This window comes from Plantibacter sp. Mn2098 (genome assembly GCF_049319745.1).
In the GTDB taxonomy this organism is placed as follows: domain Bacteria; phylum Actinomycetota; class Actinomycetes; order Actinomycetales; family Microbacteriaceae; genus Plantibacter.
Genome location: NZ_JBMOUH010000001.1, coordinates 358,410 through 374,198, shown reverse-complemented (window position 1 = coordinate 374,198; position 15,789 = coordinate 358,410). Strand labels below are relative to the sequence as shown.

Genomic DNA, 15,789 nt, shown 5'->3' with positions numbered 1-15,789 from the left:
CCCGACTACCGGCCGGATACCGCCCGACTACCGCCCGATGACGGCCAAGATCTCGCGCACGGACGTCTCCAGCCGGTAGACGGTGTCGGCGGCGGGGACACGGAACTCGTCACCGACCACGATCTGCTGCGCACCGGAGCCGTCGATCAACACCGAACCGGCAGCGCCGTACGCGACCAGCTCGGACCCCACCCGCAACAGCACGGGATTGGCGACATCGATGCCCGCCCCGCGCCCGTTGGCCCGGCTCACGGCCGTCCGACCGGCGCGCACGCCCTCGAGGATCGATGCGACGCTCGCGTCCTCGGCCGCCACCCACGTCGTCACGAGCCCGGGCCGCAACCCGGACTCCGGATAGTGGAAGTCGCTCCCGCCGAGCGGTACGACATCGGTCCCCCACGCGTGCCACCACGACCAGGCGCCGCGGTCGGTCGGCGCATCGAACCAGCTGGAGTGGAACACCTCGGCGTGCGTCGGCCGCTCGGTGAGCGCCCACTGCCACGCGCAATCGCCCGACACCGGATGGTTGATCGACAGGATCCCGCCGTCCTCTGCCACCTGCTGCACCCAGGTGTCCGGGTGCTTCCGGAAGTCGACCCAGCGGATCGCACCGAACGCGTTCGCATGCCCGCGCCCGGTCGTCACCTCCTGGCCCGGGATCATCGTCAACCCGTACTCGGCGCCGACCCCTGGCAGCGCTGCGTGATGGCTGATCGTGTTGTGGTCGGTCAGCGCGACGAAGTCGAGTCCGCCGGCGACGGCCCGCTCGGCGATCTGCCGGATCGACGTGCTGCCGTCCGAGTGCAGCGAGTGGGCGTGGAAGTCCCCCGCGAACCACGTCAGCCCGGCAGGAGCGGCGAAGCCCGGCCGCCCGGCGGGCCCGGTCCGCGGGGTCGGCGGTGCGACGTCGGGATCACGGAAGACGATGCCGCCAGGCGTCCGGACGGTGACATCCAGGTCCACCCCATCGGCCGGGACGACGTGGAGACCGAGCACAACGACCCAACGACCACTTTCGAGTCGCCCCGGAACGTAACCCCAGGTCGCGGCATCAGGCGTGATGACGAACCGCCGACGGGCGCCGCCGGACCAGCCGCGCCAGCCGTCCGGCCCCTCGCAGCCGAGATCGATGCGCGCACCGGTCGATCCGTCGTAGTCGAGGACGACCTCGACCGATTCGTCCCCCTCGGCGATGTCGAACGGCACCTCCAGATAGGGCGACTCCGCCCGCGTCCGCGGTGTGACAGTGATCCGACGATGTTGTTCAGACATACAAACAAACTACCGTCACCCGACGATCATCACCCAGCCCGAGTCACCACCGCGACACCGCCGGCCGGGATCGGGAGCGATGCGAGCGCCAGCTCGACCCCGGAGCGTTCCGCGACCGGATCGCCGGTGCAATCCAGCACCCGCACGTCGAAGCGTCCCTGTCCGTCCTCCACGACCACTCCGTCTTCATCGGCGTTGACGAGATGCCAGGTGCGCCACTCGCCGGCCGGCACCCGCACGCCGACCCCGCTGTATCTGACCGTCACGATGTCCGTGCCGTCGCTCGCCTCGACCGCCTCGTAGTCGTGGTGCACCCCGATGGGACGCAGGCCTCCGTGCAGCAGCAGCTGCCGGCGCTCCCGCCAGAATCCGAGCCAGAACGCGAGCACGGCGAGCTGCCGTTCACTCTGCGATTCGAGATCGACCGACACCTGCGGCACCCCGAACAGTCCGCTCAACAGCTGCTGTGCAACACGCTCCGGGCTGTCCCCGACCGACCACATGATGGGGTCGCTGTGGATCGCGATCCCCGTCGTCATCAGCCGCATGTCGATGATGCCGAGCCGGTTCTGCACTGGGCTCAGTGGGCAGTCGCCGACGCGGAACATCGTCGCCCGGCCGATCGTCGCCGGTGAGACGTACGGCTCGCGGAACTCGATCATGACGTCGTCACTGACCCCGGCGAGCGCATCGTTCAGCTCGTCCAGGAGCACGAGTGCGGCGGATTCCGGTTCGGCGATGTCCGCGTCCGCCGGTGCGTCATCGGTGCGGTTCACGGCGAAGCGTTCGAGGAAATCGACCTTGAGGCCGTCCGCCCCGGTGGTCTCGACGAGGGCCAGCAGGCGGTCGACGAGGTGCCTCCTGGCGAGCGGCGACCGCGGATCGAGGATCGCCGCCTCCATCGACGGCTCATCGAACAGCATGGGCAGATGCGCGTTCCGATAGGCCTCGGAGCGATAGCCGATGAACGGCGTCCCCACCCACCACATGGTGCGCAAGCCGAGGTCGGCGAGCGCACGGACGAGCCCCGGTCCGTCGGGGATCTTCGCCGGTTCGACGATCCAGTCGCCGCACGATCCGTAGCCGCGGTCGGCGTCGAGATTCTGCCAGCCGTCGTCGATCGTGACGGTGCCGAAGCCCAGCCGGGAACCGATCCTCGCGTCCGCGAGCAGCCGGTCCACATCGAGGTCCTGATGGAAGGAGTACCAGGTGCAGAGGATCGCCTCCTCGTTCACCGCGCTGACCTGCGGTCGGGCGAACCCGAGGGCACGCCCCATCGCCGCGACGCTGCCGGCGAAGTCGTCACCGCTGAAATCCAGGTGCACGGTCAGTGGTGCATCGGACGCATCGCACTCGACGATGATCAGGAACTCTGCCGTCTCCTCGATCATCCCCGCCCGCAAGGCGACAGGCCGATGCCCGGCCCCGAAACCGGCCCCGGTCCCGCCCCCAAAGCCATCCACGCTCCCAGCCCCAGCCCCAGCCCCTGCCCCGAACGTCACGATCGGCGCATCGTGCCGCCCGAGCAGACTCCCGAGGCACACCCCCGTGAACGGCGTCACCGGAACGGCGTCGGCCCACGACGGCGGCACATGCGAGCGGTCCTGGCTGCTGCCCGGCTTCCAGAGCACCACGGCGTCGACCGTCGGCACACGGAACAGCGCCCGCACGCCGCCGGACGCAGCCGCCTGGACGGACAGGCTCACCCGCCCGGCGCCGTCGTGCTCCACCCGCACCTCTGGCGCCCCTTCCGGTGCTGCGAGCACCTCGGCGCTCACACCCTGGGGAAGCCCGGACGGCAGCTCGATGCGGACGAACCGCTCTTCACGCCTGGCCCCTGGGGCCCACGGCTGGACGGTTTCGTTGAGAGTCATTTGGATCCTGTGAATGAGATGCCGCCGACGATGTGCTTCTGCGCGAAGAAGAAGATCGCGATGCACGGTGCGACGACGACGATGGACGTGGCCATAAGCAGTGAGGTGTCCGTGCTGTTCACGGAGGTGAACCCGGCGAGCGCGAGCGGCAGGGTCTTCCAGGTGTCGGAGCTCAGGTAGATGGCCGGGGTGAGGAAGTTGTTCCACGACCCCATGAACTGCAGCACGGCTGCTGCGACGATGATCGGCTGCGAGAGCGGCAGGTAGATGGACCACCAGGTGCGGAACCAGCCGGCGCCGTCGATGATGGCCGCATCCGTCAGCGACTGCGGCAGGCGCAGGTAGAACTGGCGGAACAGGAAGATGTAGAACGGCGACCCGAACAGGGCCGGCAGGATGATCGGGTACAGCGTGTCCATCATGTCGAGTTCGCGGAACAGGATGAACTGCGGGATGAGGGTCACTTCCCCCGGCAGGAGCATCGTGGACAGCATGATCCCGAACACGATGCCAGCCGCCGGCGCCGGGATGCGCGCGAACGCGAACCCGACGAACGAGGACACGAGCACCGTGAACACGACCGGGATGATCGTGGAGAGCAGCGAGTTCCCGAGGTACTGCCAGAACGGGAACGATGCGAGGCCGTTGCTGTAGTTCGAGAACTCCCACTGGATGGGCCACAGCGAGATGCCGCCGGATGCGACGCCCTGCCTCGTGCGGAGGGACGTGGAGATCATCCAGAGGAAGGGGTACGCGAAGGCGAAGGATCCGACGACGAGCACGAGGAACGAGATCGCGCGGGCCACCGGCCCCTGCTCGGTCGGTGGTCGGCGACGGGATCGGCCTGCCCCGCCGGATCGACCGGCCCTCGGCGGTTTCCCGCCCGCTGCGGCGTCGCGGCCGGAACGGTGCGCTGGCGGCGTCTGGTCCGCAGCCGGGGTGAGGGTGTCAGTTGGCACGGACATCGCGCTTCCTCCTCTTGCTCTTGGGGTTCGCCGATTCGTAGTAGACCCAGAACGCGCTGCCGCGGAAGACGAGGGCCGTGAGCGCGAGGATCATGATGAGCAGGATCCAGGCGAGGGCCGAGGCGTAGCCCATCTTGAAGTACTGGAATCCGTTGTTGTACAGGTACAGGACGTAGAACAGGAGCGAGTTCGACGGCCCGCCGCCCGCCTGGGTGATGACAAAACCCTGCGTGAAGGTCTGCATCGCCCCGATGAGCCCCGTGATGACGTTGAAGAAGATCACCGGGCTGATCTGCGGCAGGGTGATGTTCCAGAACTGGCGCATCCGTCCTGCGCCGTCGAGTGCTGCCGCCTCGTACAGTTCCGTCGGCACGTCCTGGAGGCCGGCCAGGTAGATGACCATGTTGCCGCCGACGGTCCAGAGGCTCATCAGAATGACGGCAGGCAGCGCCCAGTTCGGGTCGGCGAACCAGGCGGGCCCCTCGATGCCGACCGCGCGGAGCATCCCGTTGATGAGGCCGTAGTTGGGGTTGAACACCCACAGGAACAGCACCACCTGGGCGACGCCGGTGACGAGGCTCGGCAGGTACCAGATCGTCCGGAAGACGTTGATGCCCTTGACCTTGACGTTGAGCAGCAGTGCGACGATGAGCGACAAGGCCACCTGCAACGGCACACTCACTGCGGCGTAGGTCAGCGTGACCTGGATCGCCTTGCCGAGCAACGGGTCGGTCGCGGCCTTCGTATAGTTGTCGAAGCCGGTGAACTCCGGTGGGGTCAGCAGGTCCCAGTTGAAGAACGACAGGACGAGCGAGTAGATCATCGGCCCGACGGTGAAGACGAGGAACCCGAAGATCCACGGTGAGACGAAGACCCAGAACGCCGCGGTCGATCTGGAGACCTTGCGCTTCTTGACGGCGAGGGCGAGTGGCCCGAGGAACAGGGCGTAGACGACGATCAGGAAGAGGGCGAACGTCCCGATCGGGCGCAGGCCCGGTGGGAGGCCGACCGCTCCGAGGAACGCTTCGACGCCGGTGACGATGTCATTCATGTGTCAGGCCACTCGTCCCGTCATTCGCCGTCGATGACGGCCTGGCAGGCCTTGTTCGCTTCGGGGAAGACCTTCGAGGGTGCTTCCTTGCCGGCGCCCAAGGCCGTCCTGGAGTTGACCTCGTTGTTGAAGTCGTTCTGGATCTGGGTGTCCTTCTTGACGGACGGCACGATGGTCGACTGGTCGACCGCCGTGACGAATGCCTGCAGGTTAAGGTCGGGGGCAGCGCTCCGGAAGGCGTCGAGGGACTTCTCGATGACGGGCACGCCGAGCGAGGACTTCGCCGTGGTGAGCAGGTCCTGCGCCGCCTGATCCGTGCTCAGGTACTCCGCGAACGTCTTGGCGGCTTTCGCCTCCTCCGGGGTCGCCGACTTCGCGATGCCGAGGCCGTTGATCTCCATCGGCTCGCCCTTGCCAGGCACCGGCACGAGCTTGATGGACGGGTCGTTCAGCGCGACGACCTTCGCGATGTCCCACGGACCGAAGTCCGGCTGCATCGCGACCCGGCCGATGCTCAGCCAGTCGAACATGTCCTGGCCCTCCGCCTCGAGGTTCGTCGGGGCGAAGCCGGTGGGCGCCTGCGCGGCGATCACGTCGTCGGCCGCTTTGATGGCGACATCGGTGTCGAGGGTGCACTTCTTGCCTGATGCGTCGTAGAGCGAACCGCCCTCGACGTTCAGCCAGCCGCCGTACCAGAGGCGGGCGGAACCGTAGATCTTGTTCGGCGCTTCGCCTGAGGTGAGCTTCTGGGCGGTCTGGGCGAACTCGGCGGTGGTCATCGGCTCGTCGGCGGACGGCACCGGGATGCCCGCTGCGTCGAAGACCTTCCCGTTGACGGCCATGACCTTCGTCTTCACCACGAACGGGACGGCGTAGTACTTGCCGTCGACCTGCATGCTGGAGGAGATGTTCTTCGAGTAGTACGCCGACGGGTCGACCTCGACCGGCTGGTAGGCGGCCGCGAAGCTCGCGAGCGAGGTGTTGGAGATCTGCGAGACGGTCGGCTGCTTGCCTCCGGCGATCGTCGTCTGCAACTTCTGCTCGTAGTCGCTCTGGATCCAGTTCTCCTGGACCGTGATCTCCGGGTGCGACTTCTCGAAGCCCGCGATCATGCTCTTGAGCGTCGCTGCCTCCTGGTTGTTGCCCCAGTGGGCAAAGGTGATGGTGACGCCGCTCGCGGAGGTGTCGCTTCCCGCGCCGCTGCAGGAGGTGAGGCCGAGGACCACGGCAGCGGCTGCCGCGGCGACGACGAGGATGTTCTTCTTCATCGGATTCTTCCTTGATTCTCGATTGGTGGGTGACGCTGGTGGTGTGCGGCTCCGTCGTCGAAGGGAGGTCGTCGACGAGGCCGCTCGTGGGGGCCGTTATGCCGTGAGGCGGACGGTCTCCCCCGGGTGGATGTCGACAGTGGTGGACGTGTCGCCGAAGCTCGCCGTCCACCTGATGGGGCCGTCGCCGCCTTCGACGGTGACGGTGGTCGATGTCGCACCGTCGTGGCGGACGGTGATGAGCCGGTCGCGGAGCGGGACGCCGCCGACCTCGATCCAGCCGTCCGTGATGTGCGAGCTCGTCGTGAACGACCCGTCCGGCTCCGGACGGAGCCCGGTCAGACCGGTGAGGAGCTGCGAGACGACGCAGAACGAGACCTCCGGGTAGTCGGCCCGCGAGTCGATGAGGTGGCGGATCCAGTGGAGCGCCTCCGCGTCCCTGCCGTAGGCGAGGAACGCTTCAGGCACGTAGGTCATCGCCTCGATGTTCGGGGGCAGGTCGGCGCGGAGGGCTGCGTCGAGGTAGTCGAGCTGGGCGTCTGCGCGGGGGCCGGCGTCCATGATGCCCTTGAGCGCGGGGAACCAGGACGGTTCGTACGCGAACTCGGTCACCGGGGCGTCCGCTCCCATGCCGGTCACGTACCGGCCGAGCTCGTCGCTCCACCACTCGGACTCGAAGCGCTCCTTGATGCGGCCGGCTTCGCTGCGGGCGTGAACCGTCAGATCGGCGAATCCGGACGATGCTGCTGCCGACGTGGTTGCCGATGCTCCGGCCGATGCCGCATCCGACGTGCCGCCGAGGACGTCCGCGATGGCGCGCATCGCGGCCCACTGGCTTGCGACGCCGTCGCCGGCGACCTGCAGCCCTGGCGCCTTCGAGCCCTCGTTGTAGGTCGGGCTGCCGCGGAAGATGTCGCCCGTGCCCAGTTCACCGGCGAGGCCGGTGCCGTGGATGTCGTGCAACTCGACGAAGGAGGTCGCCGAACCGGTGAAGTACTCGCGGAATACCGCTTCGTCCACGTAGCGGCGGTCGCCCGTCCACAGGTGCTGTTCGAGGATGCGCTCGACGAGTTCGAAGACGACGGGGGTCTCGCGGACGAAGTCGTCATCGCCTCGGTAATCGATTTCGGCCGGTGTCCCGTCGAACATGAACGCCCACAGCGGGTAGTGCTGGCGGGCCGGCGTGGCCGAGGCGACGAAGTGTTCGAGCATCGCGTAGTTCTCGACGTCGAGGCCGAGCAGGTGCCCGCCGAGCGTCTGGTGGGCGAGGTCCCTGGAGTAGAACATCGGGCGGTCGGTGAGACCGGCCCAGTAGGACGGCATTTCGCCGTCTCGACCGGTGCGCACCCACTCGAGTGCTTGTGCGGTTGCCCAGGCGTATCCCTCGTTCAACCCGGCGTCGGAGGACGCGAAGGTCGGCAGGGTGGTGCGACTGGGGGCTTGGAGAGATTCGTGCGTCGTTGTCACCTCGTGAATGTAACTCAGGTGACGTACATCGTGCAAGCTCTTGCAGAAAGACGTCACAAATTGTTGTTACATGAGGCGTTCCTTCAGCCTCCGGCGGCGATGGCGACAGTCCGCGGACGGTCCGCGGACACGCAGAACGGCGCCAGAGACGATGCTCTGACGCCGTTCGGGGGTGCAGCTGGAGACGATGGGACGTCTCACGCACGGGGTGAACGCGGGGCTGAGTCAGCGATCCGCGCAGGACTCAGCCGGCGACGCGCACGGGCGCCGTCGACGCCCTGATGATCAGCTCGGGATCGAACAGGAGCTCTCCGCTGTCGACCGGTCGCCCCTGGATCTGACGCAGGAGCACCGGGACGATCGCCTGCGCGAGGCGGGACAGCGGCTGCCGCACGGTCGTCAGCGGCGGGTCGAGGAATTCGAGCGGGAGCGTGTCGTCGTACCCGATGACGGACACGTCGCGCGGGACGTCGAGCCCAAGACGCCTGGCCGCACGGATGGCGCCGAGTGCGATCTCGTCGCTCGCGGCAACGATCGCGGTGGCGCCCTCCTGCTCAAGCAGACGCCCGGCAGCGGTCATCCCGCCCTCGATGCTGTACTCGTGCCGCACAACCAGTCCATCGTCGAGCGATCCCCCGCGGGAACGGATCGCGTCGAGGAACCCCTGCTGACGGCGATCACTCGGACGGTTGCCGATGGGGCCGGCGATGAGGCCGATCCGCCTGTGCCCGAGGCTCCACAGGTGGTCCACGGCGAGCTCGGCGGCCAGGACGTCATTGGTTGAGAGCGTCGGGGCGTCCACCCCCTCGAAGGCGCCGTTGACGCCGATGAATGGGATCCGGCGCGCCTGCAACAGCCGGTGCACGGCCGGATCGGCGTCCTCCAGCGTGTTGCTGGCGGAGACGAAGATGGCGCCGACCATCCCGGCGTCCGCCATCGCGGAGACGAACTCCAACTCCTGGACGCCCCCGACGGGCGCAGAGCAGACCACGGCGCGCAGCCCCTGCAGGCCGAGTGCGGCGGCGATCCGGTCGGACAGCACGGCGAAGAATGGATCGACGAGCCCCGGCGTCACGAGCAGGACGAGGTTGCCGAGCGTCCCGCGGGAGTAGCCGACCCGACGCATCGCATCCTCGACGGTCTTCCGCGTCTCGGCGGCGACGACGCCGCGCTTGTTGACGACGCGACTCACGGTCGCCTCACTGACACCGGCGGCGTCGGCGACGTCGCTCAGTCCGATCCTGGCCATTGGTCTCCTCAGATGCGCACCCGATGCGGGAAGCCGACACGATGTGGCGATCGGGCGTCCGACTCACGGACGCCCGACGATGCCACATCGCAGTATCTTGCAAGTATCGCGCATAAACACGTCAAGCAGGCGACTCGACCGGACATCGGTGCCGACTCAGGACTCCTGCATCGCCTCGCGCCGCTCCAGGCACTGGCGGGCGGCCGGCGCCGCGAACACCGACGCGGTGAGCAGGACAAGGACGGCGAGCATCGCGATCCGGAGCCCGAAGTGCTCGCCCAGGAAGCCGAGCAGCGGCGGCCCGACGAGGAACGCGATGTACCCGGCGGTCGCGGCGAGACCGACTCGACGAGAGGAGTCCGGCCCGGAATCGCCGGCCGCGGAGAGGCTCACCGGGAACCCGAGGCTCGCCCCGAGCCCCCAGAGGATCACGGCGAGACCGGCGAGGATCGGGTTGTCCGCGAAGATCACCACGAGCAGCCCCAGCCCGGCGATGACGGCGCTGCCCCGCAGGACCGCGACGCGACCGAAGCGGACGATGAGCGGGCCGCCGAAGAAGCGGCCGATCGTCATCGCCGCAGCGAATCCGGCGTACACGAGCGAGCCGGAGGTCGCGGTGAAGCCGTGACCGTCCACCATGAGCAGCGGCAGCCAGTCGCTCGCGGAGCCCTCGGCGAACGCCATCGCGAGCACCACAACACCGATGAGGATCAGACGGCGGTCCCTGAGGAGGGACCTCGTCGTGGTGGCGCCGGCCGCTCCGAGCTGCGCTGCGTCATCGGCCGAGGCGAGCCCCTCACCGAACGGGATGTGACGGATCGCCCAGATCATCGCGGGCACCGCGATCACGGCGACGAGCAACAGGTGCCATTCCACCGGGAACGAGATGGCGGTGAACGCGATGCCGATGAGCGCGCCGATCACCGTGCCGAGGCTGTAGCTGCCGTGCAGCGCCGGGAGCACCGGCCGCTCGATCAGGCGCTCGACGGCCGCACCTTCGACGTTCACGGCGATCTCCTCAGACCCGACTCCGGCGCCGAAGAGGACCAGTCCGATGAAGACGACCGGCCCCAGCGTCAGCGCGGCGCCCAGGCCGATCACCGCGGTGCCGAGGATGATGAGCGATGCGCCGACGACGATCACCGGGCGGGTGCTGAAGCGGCGCAGGAGCGGCGTCGTGGACAGTACGCCCGTCATCGATCCGATGGAGAGGCCGAGGAGGACGAGGCCCATCTGGGCGGTCGAGGCGTCGATGAGGTCGCGGATCGCCGGGGTGCGCGTGACCCACGACGCCATGGCAATGCCCGGGACGAAGAAGCAGATGTAGAGGGCGAACCGTCGAAGACGGACGGCTGGGTTCACGGAAGGGCTCTCAACTTTCGGAGGACGGACGTGTACAGGCGTACAGGTGGCGCGAAGAGTCTACGTGTACGTTCGTACATGTGCCACATCCGCTCGATGGGAGGAGCCACATGACCCGGAGCACGCAGCAGACCCGGAGCACGCAGCGCCCGCCCGACCCCGCCCGTCGGGACAACATCCTCCAGGCGACCCTCGACGTCGTCGCGGAATACGGCACCGCCGGAACCACGATGCGACGCGTCGCAGAACGGGCAGACGTCCCCCTCGGCTCGATGACGTACTACTTCCAGGACAAGCAGCAACTCCTCGTCGAGTCGTTCACCCTCCTCGCGGAGCGGTTCTCCGCCGCCTTCCGCGAGCAGCTGAGCGCGGCCGCCACACGCGAGGAGGCGCGGGATGTCGTCACCGACATCATCTGCGGCCCGTTCGGCGAACCGCAGACGCAGCTGCTCAACTTCGAGCTCTACTCCTTCGCCAGTTGCGACGACGCCGTCCGGACCGTCCTGCGCAACTGGCTCGCGGAGAGCCGCGCCACCCTCCAGCTCCACTTCGACGCCGTGACGGCGCGCGGGATCGACGCACTCATCGAGGGCCTGATGATCCACAACTCGTTCGATCCGTCCCCCGCGACGCGCGAGCAGATCACCGACCTCATCGGTCGCCTTGTGGCCGGTGGGCAGTCCGCGGGTTGAGCCCGCATTTTCGGAACACCCTCTCCCGCAGCTTTACACCGCTCACTCGACGCCCAGCTGACGCATCGGCGGCGTTCGGAGAGCTCGCAGCGCAGGGAGGACGGTCGCGGCGATGACGAGCACCGCACCGAGGACGGCTATCCATCCGACGAGCCGCACGTCGAATGCCGGCATCGCATCGGGCACATGGCGCCGGAGCGCGTCGACGACCACGACCACCGAGACGATGACGACCGCTCCACCGAGCAGGACCGCGCTCACGACCTGGATGACGGCCTCCCACACCGCCGCTGCGACGAGTATCCCCGTCCCCGCGCCGCCCACCCGCAGAAGCGCGAGCTCTCGCGACCGGGAACGCCCCGTCATCACGACCACGATCGTCGATCCGATGGCACCGAGCAGAATCGGCCCGCCGAGGATGAGAGCGGCCTCATTCACCCGGATCACGGCATCCGACCACCCCGGCACGGAGCCGCGCATGACCGCGACGATCGAATACAGCCCGCCGGTGAGCGCGACGGCGACGAGCAGCGGTGTGATCGCCGCGGTGCTCATCGTCACCCTCGCCCTGGTCTGGTGCCGGGCGAGGTACCACGATGAGGACCACCCGGCCGGAACGATCGCGGTCCAGCAGCGAAGCACCAGCGGGTACACCACCGGCGCCCACAGCGTGAGCGCGAACATCAGCAGCGGTGCGACCATCGGCGCAGTCGCAGCAAGTTCCTTCAGCGTCGCGGCCTGGAGGAACCAGATCTGGACAGCCGCACCGCACGACACGAGAACCGCGATGCCCACGCGCAGCCATCCGAGCCTCCGCTTCGGCTCCGGGTCCCGCAGCAGGACGAGCGGAGGGGTGCGTGCAGCACGGCCGGCCGAGCGCCAGCTCCCGACGAGCAGCACGGCGAGCGTCGCGAGCGGGGTGCCGATGATCGTCAGTGCACCGAACTGCGCGGTGATCCGCTCGATGACCGGCGCCGAGCCGAACGCGTAGTGGAACACCGGATCGATGACCGGTCGCACGGCGGCGAGCCCGATGACGGCGCCGACGATCCCCACCACTCCCGTCTGCACCAGGACGACCACACGCACCGCCCTGCGACGAACGCCCGCGAGCTTCCAGAGCGCGTAGGAGTGGTGGCTCTGCACCACTGTCAGGTCGGCGACCGACGCGAGGACCGCGATCGCCGCCGCACCGGAGAACAGGAACACGACGGATGCACCGCCGGCGAGATTCGTGCGGTACTCACCGCCGTAGTACAGCCCGGTGTCGATGATGGACATCCCGACCGATAGCACGGCAGCCGATGCGGCGCTCATCACGAGCATCCCCATCCAGAGCCGCCACTGGAGGCGGAGTTCGGAGAACGCGAGGGCGATCATGCGCCGGCCGCCGTCCCGATCCGAGGGCTGGAGGCGGCAGTCGGCCGGGTGACAGCAGGTCTGGCGGACACGGCAGGCGTGACGCCTGCGGCCAAGGACGCCCCGGTCCCTGATTCGACCGCATCGAGGATGTCTCGCGCCGTCGCATCGTGCAATTCCCGGATGATCGACCCGTCACGCATCACGAGTACCCGATCCGCCGCGGCGGCAGCATCGAGATCGTGCGTCACGAGCACCACGGACGCAGCACCGGGCCCGACCGCGAGTTCACGGAGTAGACGGAGGACTTCGCGTCCGGTGACGCTGTCGAGCGATCCGGTCGGCTCGTCGGCGAACACGATCGACGGTTTCGCAGCGAGGACCCGCGCGATGGCGACCCGCTGCTGCTGCCCGCCGGACAACTGCGCAGGAAGCTTCCGCGCCTGATCGGCGAGCCCGACGTCCGCGAGCATCGCATCGATCGCGGCGCGTTCGACCGGGCGCTTCGCGAGTCTCGCCGGCAGCGCGACGTTTTCGCGCATGCTCAGCGACGGGATGAGGTTGAACGCTTGGAAGACGAAGCCGATGCTGTCGAGGCGAAGCGCTGCGGAGTCCCGACGCCCCCGAGCCTGTAGATCCGCCCCCAGCACCTGCACTTGGCCGCTCGTCACCGGTTCGAGCCCCGCGAGGCAGTACAGGAGCGTCGATTTCCCCGACCCACTCGGGCCGACGATCGCGACCATCTCCCCATCCGCGACCCGCAAGCTGACGTTCGAGAGCACCGGGATCGGCGGCGCACCACGACCGGTACTCGGATAGGTCTTGCCGAGCGAGGTCGCCACAATGGTTTCGTTCATGCCCCCATCGAACGCCCACGTCCACCCGAGCACATGGATCCCCGCTCCACTCCCCTGGTGGAGCCAGCTCCACTCTTTCGGCAGAACCATCCCGCCGGCGGTGCCGCCTCCGTAGGCTGGCGGCATGAGGACAACCGTATGGCGAGCGCTCGGCACCGCCCCGTGGCGATTCCTCGGCTCCCGATGGCCGTGGCTCGGGCTCGTCTATCTGCTCACGAGCGCGCTGCTCGGGTTCGCACTCCTGGGCGTCCTCGCAATGACCCTGCTCCTTTTGCCCGCGTGGGGCGTTGTCGTGAGCATGCTCGAACGCAGACGAATCCGCCTGCTGGGCTTCGACCCCATCCCGACGCCGCACGTCCCCGTCGGCTCGGACAGACGGCACGAGTGGCTCGGTATCCGTCTGACGGAAGCGGCCACGTGGCGGGAGGTCGCCTCGCTCATCGCAACGCTGTTCGTCGGCTGGCTCGCGCTCGCGATCCTCTTCGCCGAGTCGATGGCGCTCATCGCGCTGGGTGGGATCGCCTGGTTCTCGTGGGATGGGTCACGAGATCTCACGCTGTTCGGCGACGTCGTGTGGACGGCCGACCGCGGGTCCTTGTGGGCGCCTCTCGTCGGCATCGCCATCGTCCTCATCGGCGCTGCCTACCTCAACGCCTTCATCGCCTCGGCCCAGGCGGCGATGGCCCGGGTGCTGCTCTCTGCACGCCGGCGGGAGCTCGAACGTTCCGTTGAACGGTTGACACGGTCGCGTGCGACGCTTGTGCACGCGTTCGAAGATGAGCGGCGACGCATCGAGCGTGACCTGCACGACGGCGTCCAGCAGGAGCTCGTCGCGCTCTCGATGCGGTTGGGCATCGCCGGGTTGGAACTCGACGAGGTCGCTGCCGGCGGCGCGGACGTCACCCGCGTGCGCGAGTCGATCGACGCGGCACAGACCCAGACCGAGCAGGCGCTCGCTTCCCTGCGGGCGAGCGTGCGCGGCATCCATCCGGTCGTGTTGGCAGACCACGGACTGTCGGCCGCGCTCGATGAACTCGCCGGACGATCGGCGATCCCTCTCGTTCTCAGGACGGAGGGCGTCGACGGCATCCGCTTTTCGGCGCCTGTCGAGCTGTGCGCCTACTTCTTCGTCACCGAGGCGACGAGCAACGCGGCCAAACACGCCGCCGCGACGCACCTCGATGTGACGGCCGGGCGAACCGGCGGACGGCTCATCGTGATCGCCCAGGATGATGGAGCCGGCGGTGCATCGGCAGACGGCGGGACCGGTCTGCACGGCCTGCACGAACGCGCGGCCACGCTCGGCGGCGTCCTCCTGGTCGACAGCCCGCCCGGCGGCCCGACGCGCCTGATCCTCGATCTCCCGGCCGAGCCGCGCATCGATGCCCAGTCCGGATCCGCGCCGACTGCGCCATTAGCGACAGCACCCACCGCGGCTCCGTTCACACCAACCTCCGCACCGTCGACATCGCCGAAGGAGGAGACGTATGCGCATCCTCCTCGCTGAGGACTCGACGCTCCTGCGCGAGGGGCTGGTGAGTCTGCTCGAACGACTCGGCCACACGATCACCGGCACCGCTGCCGACGCGCCGGGGCTGTTGCGACTCGTCGCTGGCGCGCACGCAGACGGCTCCATGCCGGACATCGTCATCACCGACGTCCGGATGCCGCCCGGAAATCGCGACGATGGCCTCCTGGCCGCGCTCGACATCCGCGAGCGCCATCCTGGCCAGCCGATCCTCGTCCTGTCCCAGTACCTCGCCGACGCGTATGCGGACCGCTTGCTGCTCAGCGGAGACGGCGGGGTCGGGTATCTCCTCAAGGATCGCGTCGGACGCATCGCCGATTTCGACCGTTCGCTCGCCATGATCGCCGGTGGCGGGACCATCATCGACCCGGATGTCGTCCGTCACCTGGTGGGTGCACGCGTCGCCCAACCCGTCGATGCGCTCACGCCGCGTGAGCGCGAAGTGCTCGCGCTGATGGCCGAAGGGCTCTCCAACGGAGACATCCGGTCTCGACTGACCGTGACCGATGCGGCGGTCAGCAAACACATCGGCAACATCTTCGCCAAGCTGCACCTCGCACCGACCGACGAGAACCGGCGGGTGCGGGCGGTGCTCGCGTACCTGCGGTCTTGAGACAGACCGCGAATCTGGTTGGACATCGAGTCGATCCACCGCCGGAACGGCGCTGCCTGCGTGTCGCGGGAGCGCTCACCGCGACGATCGGAGGGAAGAAAAGAGAGGGCGGCACCCATTGGGGGGAATGGATGCCGCCTCTGCGGCGCTGGATTGGGGGAATCACAGGCACCGCACGCCAGAATTATGTATTCGGCCGGGTGTAAGTCTACGCCTGCGGGACCGGAATGCA

General features: G+C 68.2%; 13 protein-coding genes. 3 read left to right on the top strand and 10 right to left on the bottom strand.

All coding sequences use genetic code 11. The annotated features are described in order from the left end of the window. Positions 1–27: 27 nt before the first annotated feature. The 8 genes from ACL9RL_RS01640 to ACL9RL_RS01605 all read right to left on the bottom strand — a co-directional run bounded on the left by ACL9RL_RS01640 (position 28) and on the right by ACL9RL_RS01605 (position 10,508). Positions 28–1,272, bottom strand: coding sequence for a CehA/McbA family metallohydrolase (locus tag ACL9RL_RS01640; RefSeq protein ID WP_422778469.1), 1,245 nt, complete (start codon positions 1,270–1,272; stop codon positions 28–30). A gap of 29 nt (positions 1,273–1,301) precedes the next feature. Then, entirely contained in the window at positions 1,302–3,146 is a 1,845-nt protein-coding gene (locus tag ACL9RL_RS01635) for a glycoside hydrolase family 36 protein (protein ID WP_422778468.1), read from the bottom strand. Beyond that, positions 3,143–4,111, bottom strand: coding sequence for a carbohydrate ABC transporter permease (locus ACL9RL_RS01630; RefSeq protein ID WP_422778467.1), 969 nt, complete (start codon positions 4,109–4,111; stop codon positions 3,143–3,145). The genes ACL9RL_RS01635 and ACL9RL_RS01630 overlap by 4 nt, the downstream gene beginning before the upstream one ends. After that, on the bottom strand, positions 4,095–5,162 hold the full coding sequence (locus tag ACL9RL_RS01625; protein WP_422778466.1) for a carbohydrate ABC transporter permease: 1,068 nt from the start codon (positions 5,160–5,162) through the stop codon (positions 4,095–4,097). Before ACL9RL_RS01625 ends, ACL9RL_RS01630 begins: the two co-directional genes overlap by 17 nt. A 20-nt stretch (positions 5,163–5,182) precedes the next feature. After that, entirely contained in the window at positions 5,183–6,430 is a 1,248-nt protein-coding gene (locus ACL9RL_RS01620) for an extracellular solute-binding protein (protein WP_422778465.1), read from the bottom strand. A gap of 96 nt (positions 6,431–6,526) precedes the next feature. Further along, the gene (locus ACL9RL_RS01615) at positions 6,527–7,897 is read right to left on the bottom strand and encodes a hypothetical protein (RefSeq protein ID WP_422778464.1); all 1,371 of its coding nucleotides are present in this window, start codon (positions 7,895–7,897) and stop codon (positions 6,527–6,529) included. 244 nt (positions 7,898–8,141) lie between these two features. Continuing rightward, a complete protein-coding gene (locus ACL9RL_RS01610) occupies positions 8,142–9,146 on the bottom strand; it encodes a LacI family DNA-binding transcriptional regulator (protein WP_422778463.1) in 1,005 nt (334 codons plus the stop codon). 156 nt (positions 9,147–9,302) lie between these two features. Continuing rightward, on the bottom strand, positions 9,303–10,508 hold the full coding sequence (locus ACL9RL_RS01605) for an MFS transporter (RefSeq protein WP_422778462.1): 1,206 nt from the start codon (positions 10,506–10,508) through the stop codon (positions 9,303–9,305). A gap of 110 nt (positions 10,509–10,618) precedes the next feature. Here ACL9RL_RS01605 and ACL9RL_RS01600 point away from each other — a divergent pair, with 110 nt between their 5' ends. After that, positions 10,619–11,200: a TetR/AcrR family transcriptional regulator gene (locus tag ACL9RL_RS01600; RefSeq protein WP_422778461.1), complete on the top strand. Its 582-nt coding sequence runs from the start codon at positions 10,619–10,621 to the stop codon at positions 11,198–11,200. A gap of 42 nt (positions 11,201–11,242) precedes the next feature. Here ACL9RL_RS01600 and ACL9RL_RS01595 read toward each other — a convergent pair whose 3' ends face one another. Beyond that, positions 11,243–12,580 (bottom strand): FtsX-like permease family protein, encoded by a 1,338-nt coding sequence (locus tag ACL9RL_RS01595; protein WP_422778460.1) that lies wholly within the window; start codon positions 12,578–12,580, stop codon positions 11,243–11,245. Next, the gene (locus ACL9RL_RS01590; protein WP_422778459.1) at positions 12,577–13,416 is read right to left on the bottom strand and encodes an ABC transporter ATP-binding protein; all 840 of its coding nucleotides are present in this window, start codon (positions 13,414–13,416) and stop codon (positions 12,577–12,579) included. Before ACL9RL_RS01590 ends, ACL9RL_RS01595 begins: the two co-directional genes overlap by 4 nt. A 124-nt stretch (positions 13,417–13,540) precedes the next feature. On the opposite strand from ACL9RL_RS01590, the gene ACL9RL_RS01585 reads away from it, so the two are divergent. Further along, positions 13,541–14,923 (top strand): histidine kinase, encoded by a 1,383-nt coding sequence (locus tag ACL9RL_RS01585; RefSeq protein WP_422778458.1) that lies wholly within the window; start codon positions 13,541–13,543, stop codon positions 14,921–14,923. Then, a complete protein-coding gene (locus ACL9RL_RS01580) occupies positions 14,904–15,557 on the top strand; it encodes a response regulator (RefSeq protein ID WP_422778457.1) in 654 nt (217 codons plus the stop codon). Before ACL9RL_RS01585 ends, ACL9RL_RS01580 begins: the two co-directional genes overlap by 20 nt. Positions 15,558–15,789: the final 232 nt, after the last annotated feature.

Excerpts from the sequence above, each read along its gene's own strand:
- ACL9RL_RS01600 (WP_422778461.1), top strand. The coding sequence starts at position 10,619 with ATGACCCGGAGCACGCAGCAGACCCGGAGCACGCAGCGCCCGCCCGAC.
- ACL9RL_RS01640 (WP_422778469.1), bottom strand. The coding sequence starts at position 1,272 with ATGTCTGAACAACATCGTCGGATCACTGTCACACCGCGGACGCGGGCG.
- ACL9RL_RS01580 (WP_422778457.1), top strand. The coding sequence starts at position 14,904 with ATGCGCATCCTCCTCGCTGAGGACTCGACGCTCCTGCGCGAGGGGCTG.
- ACL9RL_RS01630 (WP_422778467.1), bottom strand. The coding sequence starts at position 4,111 with ATGTCCGTGCCAACTGACACCCTCACCCCGGCTGCGGACCAGACGCCG.
- ACL9RL_RS01610 (WP_422778463.1), bottom strand. The coding sequence starts at position 9,146 with ATGGCCAGGATCGGACTGAGCGACGTCGCCGACGCCGCCGGTGTCAGT.
- ACL9RL_RS01595 (WP_422778460.1), bottom strand. The coding sequence starts at position 12,580 with ATGATCGCCCTCGCGTTCTCCGAACTCCGCCTCCAGTGGCGGCTCTGG.
- ACL9RL_RS01625 (WP_422778466.1), bottom strand. The coding sequence starts at position 5,162 with ATGAATGACATCGTCACCGGCGTCGAAGCGTTCCTCGGAGCGGTCGGC.
- ACL9RL_RS01585 (WP_422778458.1), top strand. The coding sequence starts at position 13,541 with ATGAGGACAACCGTATGGCGAGCGCTCGGCACCGCCCCGTGGCGATTC.
- ACL9RL_RS01635 (WP_422778468.1), bottom strand. The coding sequence starts at position 3,146 with ATGACTCTCAACGAAACCGTCCAGCCGTGGGCCCCAGGGGCCAGGCGT.
- ACL9RL_RS01590 (WP_422778459.1), bottom strand. The coding sequence starts at position 13,416 with ATGAACGAAACCATTGTGGCGACCTCGCTCGGCAAGACCTATCCGAGT.
- ACL9RL_RS01620 (WP_422778465.1), bottom strand. The coding sequence starts at position 6,430 with ATGAAGAAGAACATCCTCGTCGTCGCCGCGGCAGCCGCTGCCGTGGTC.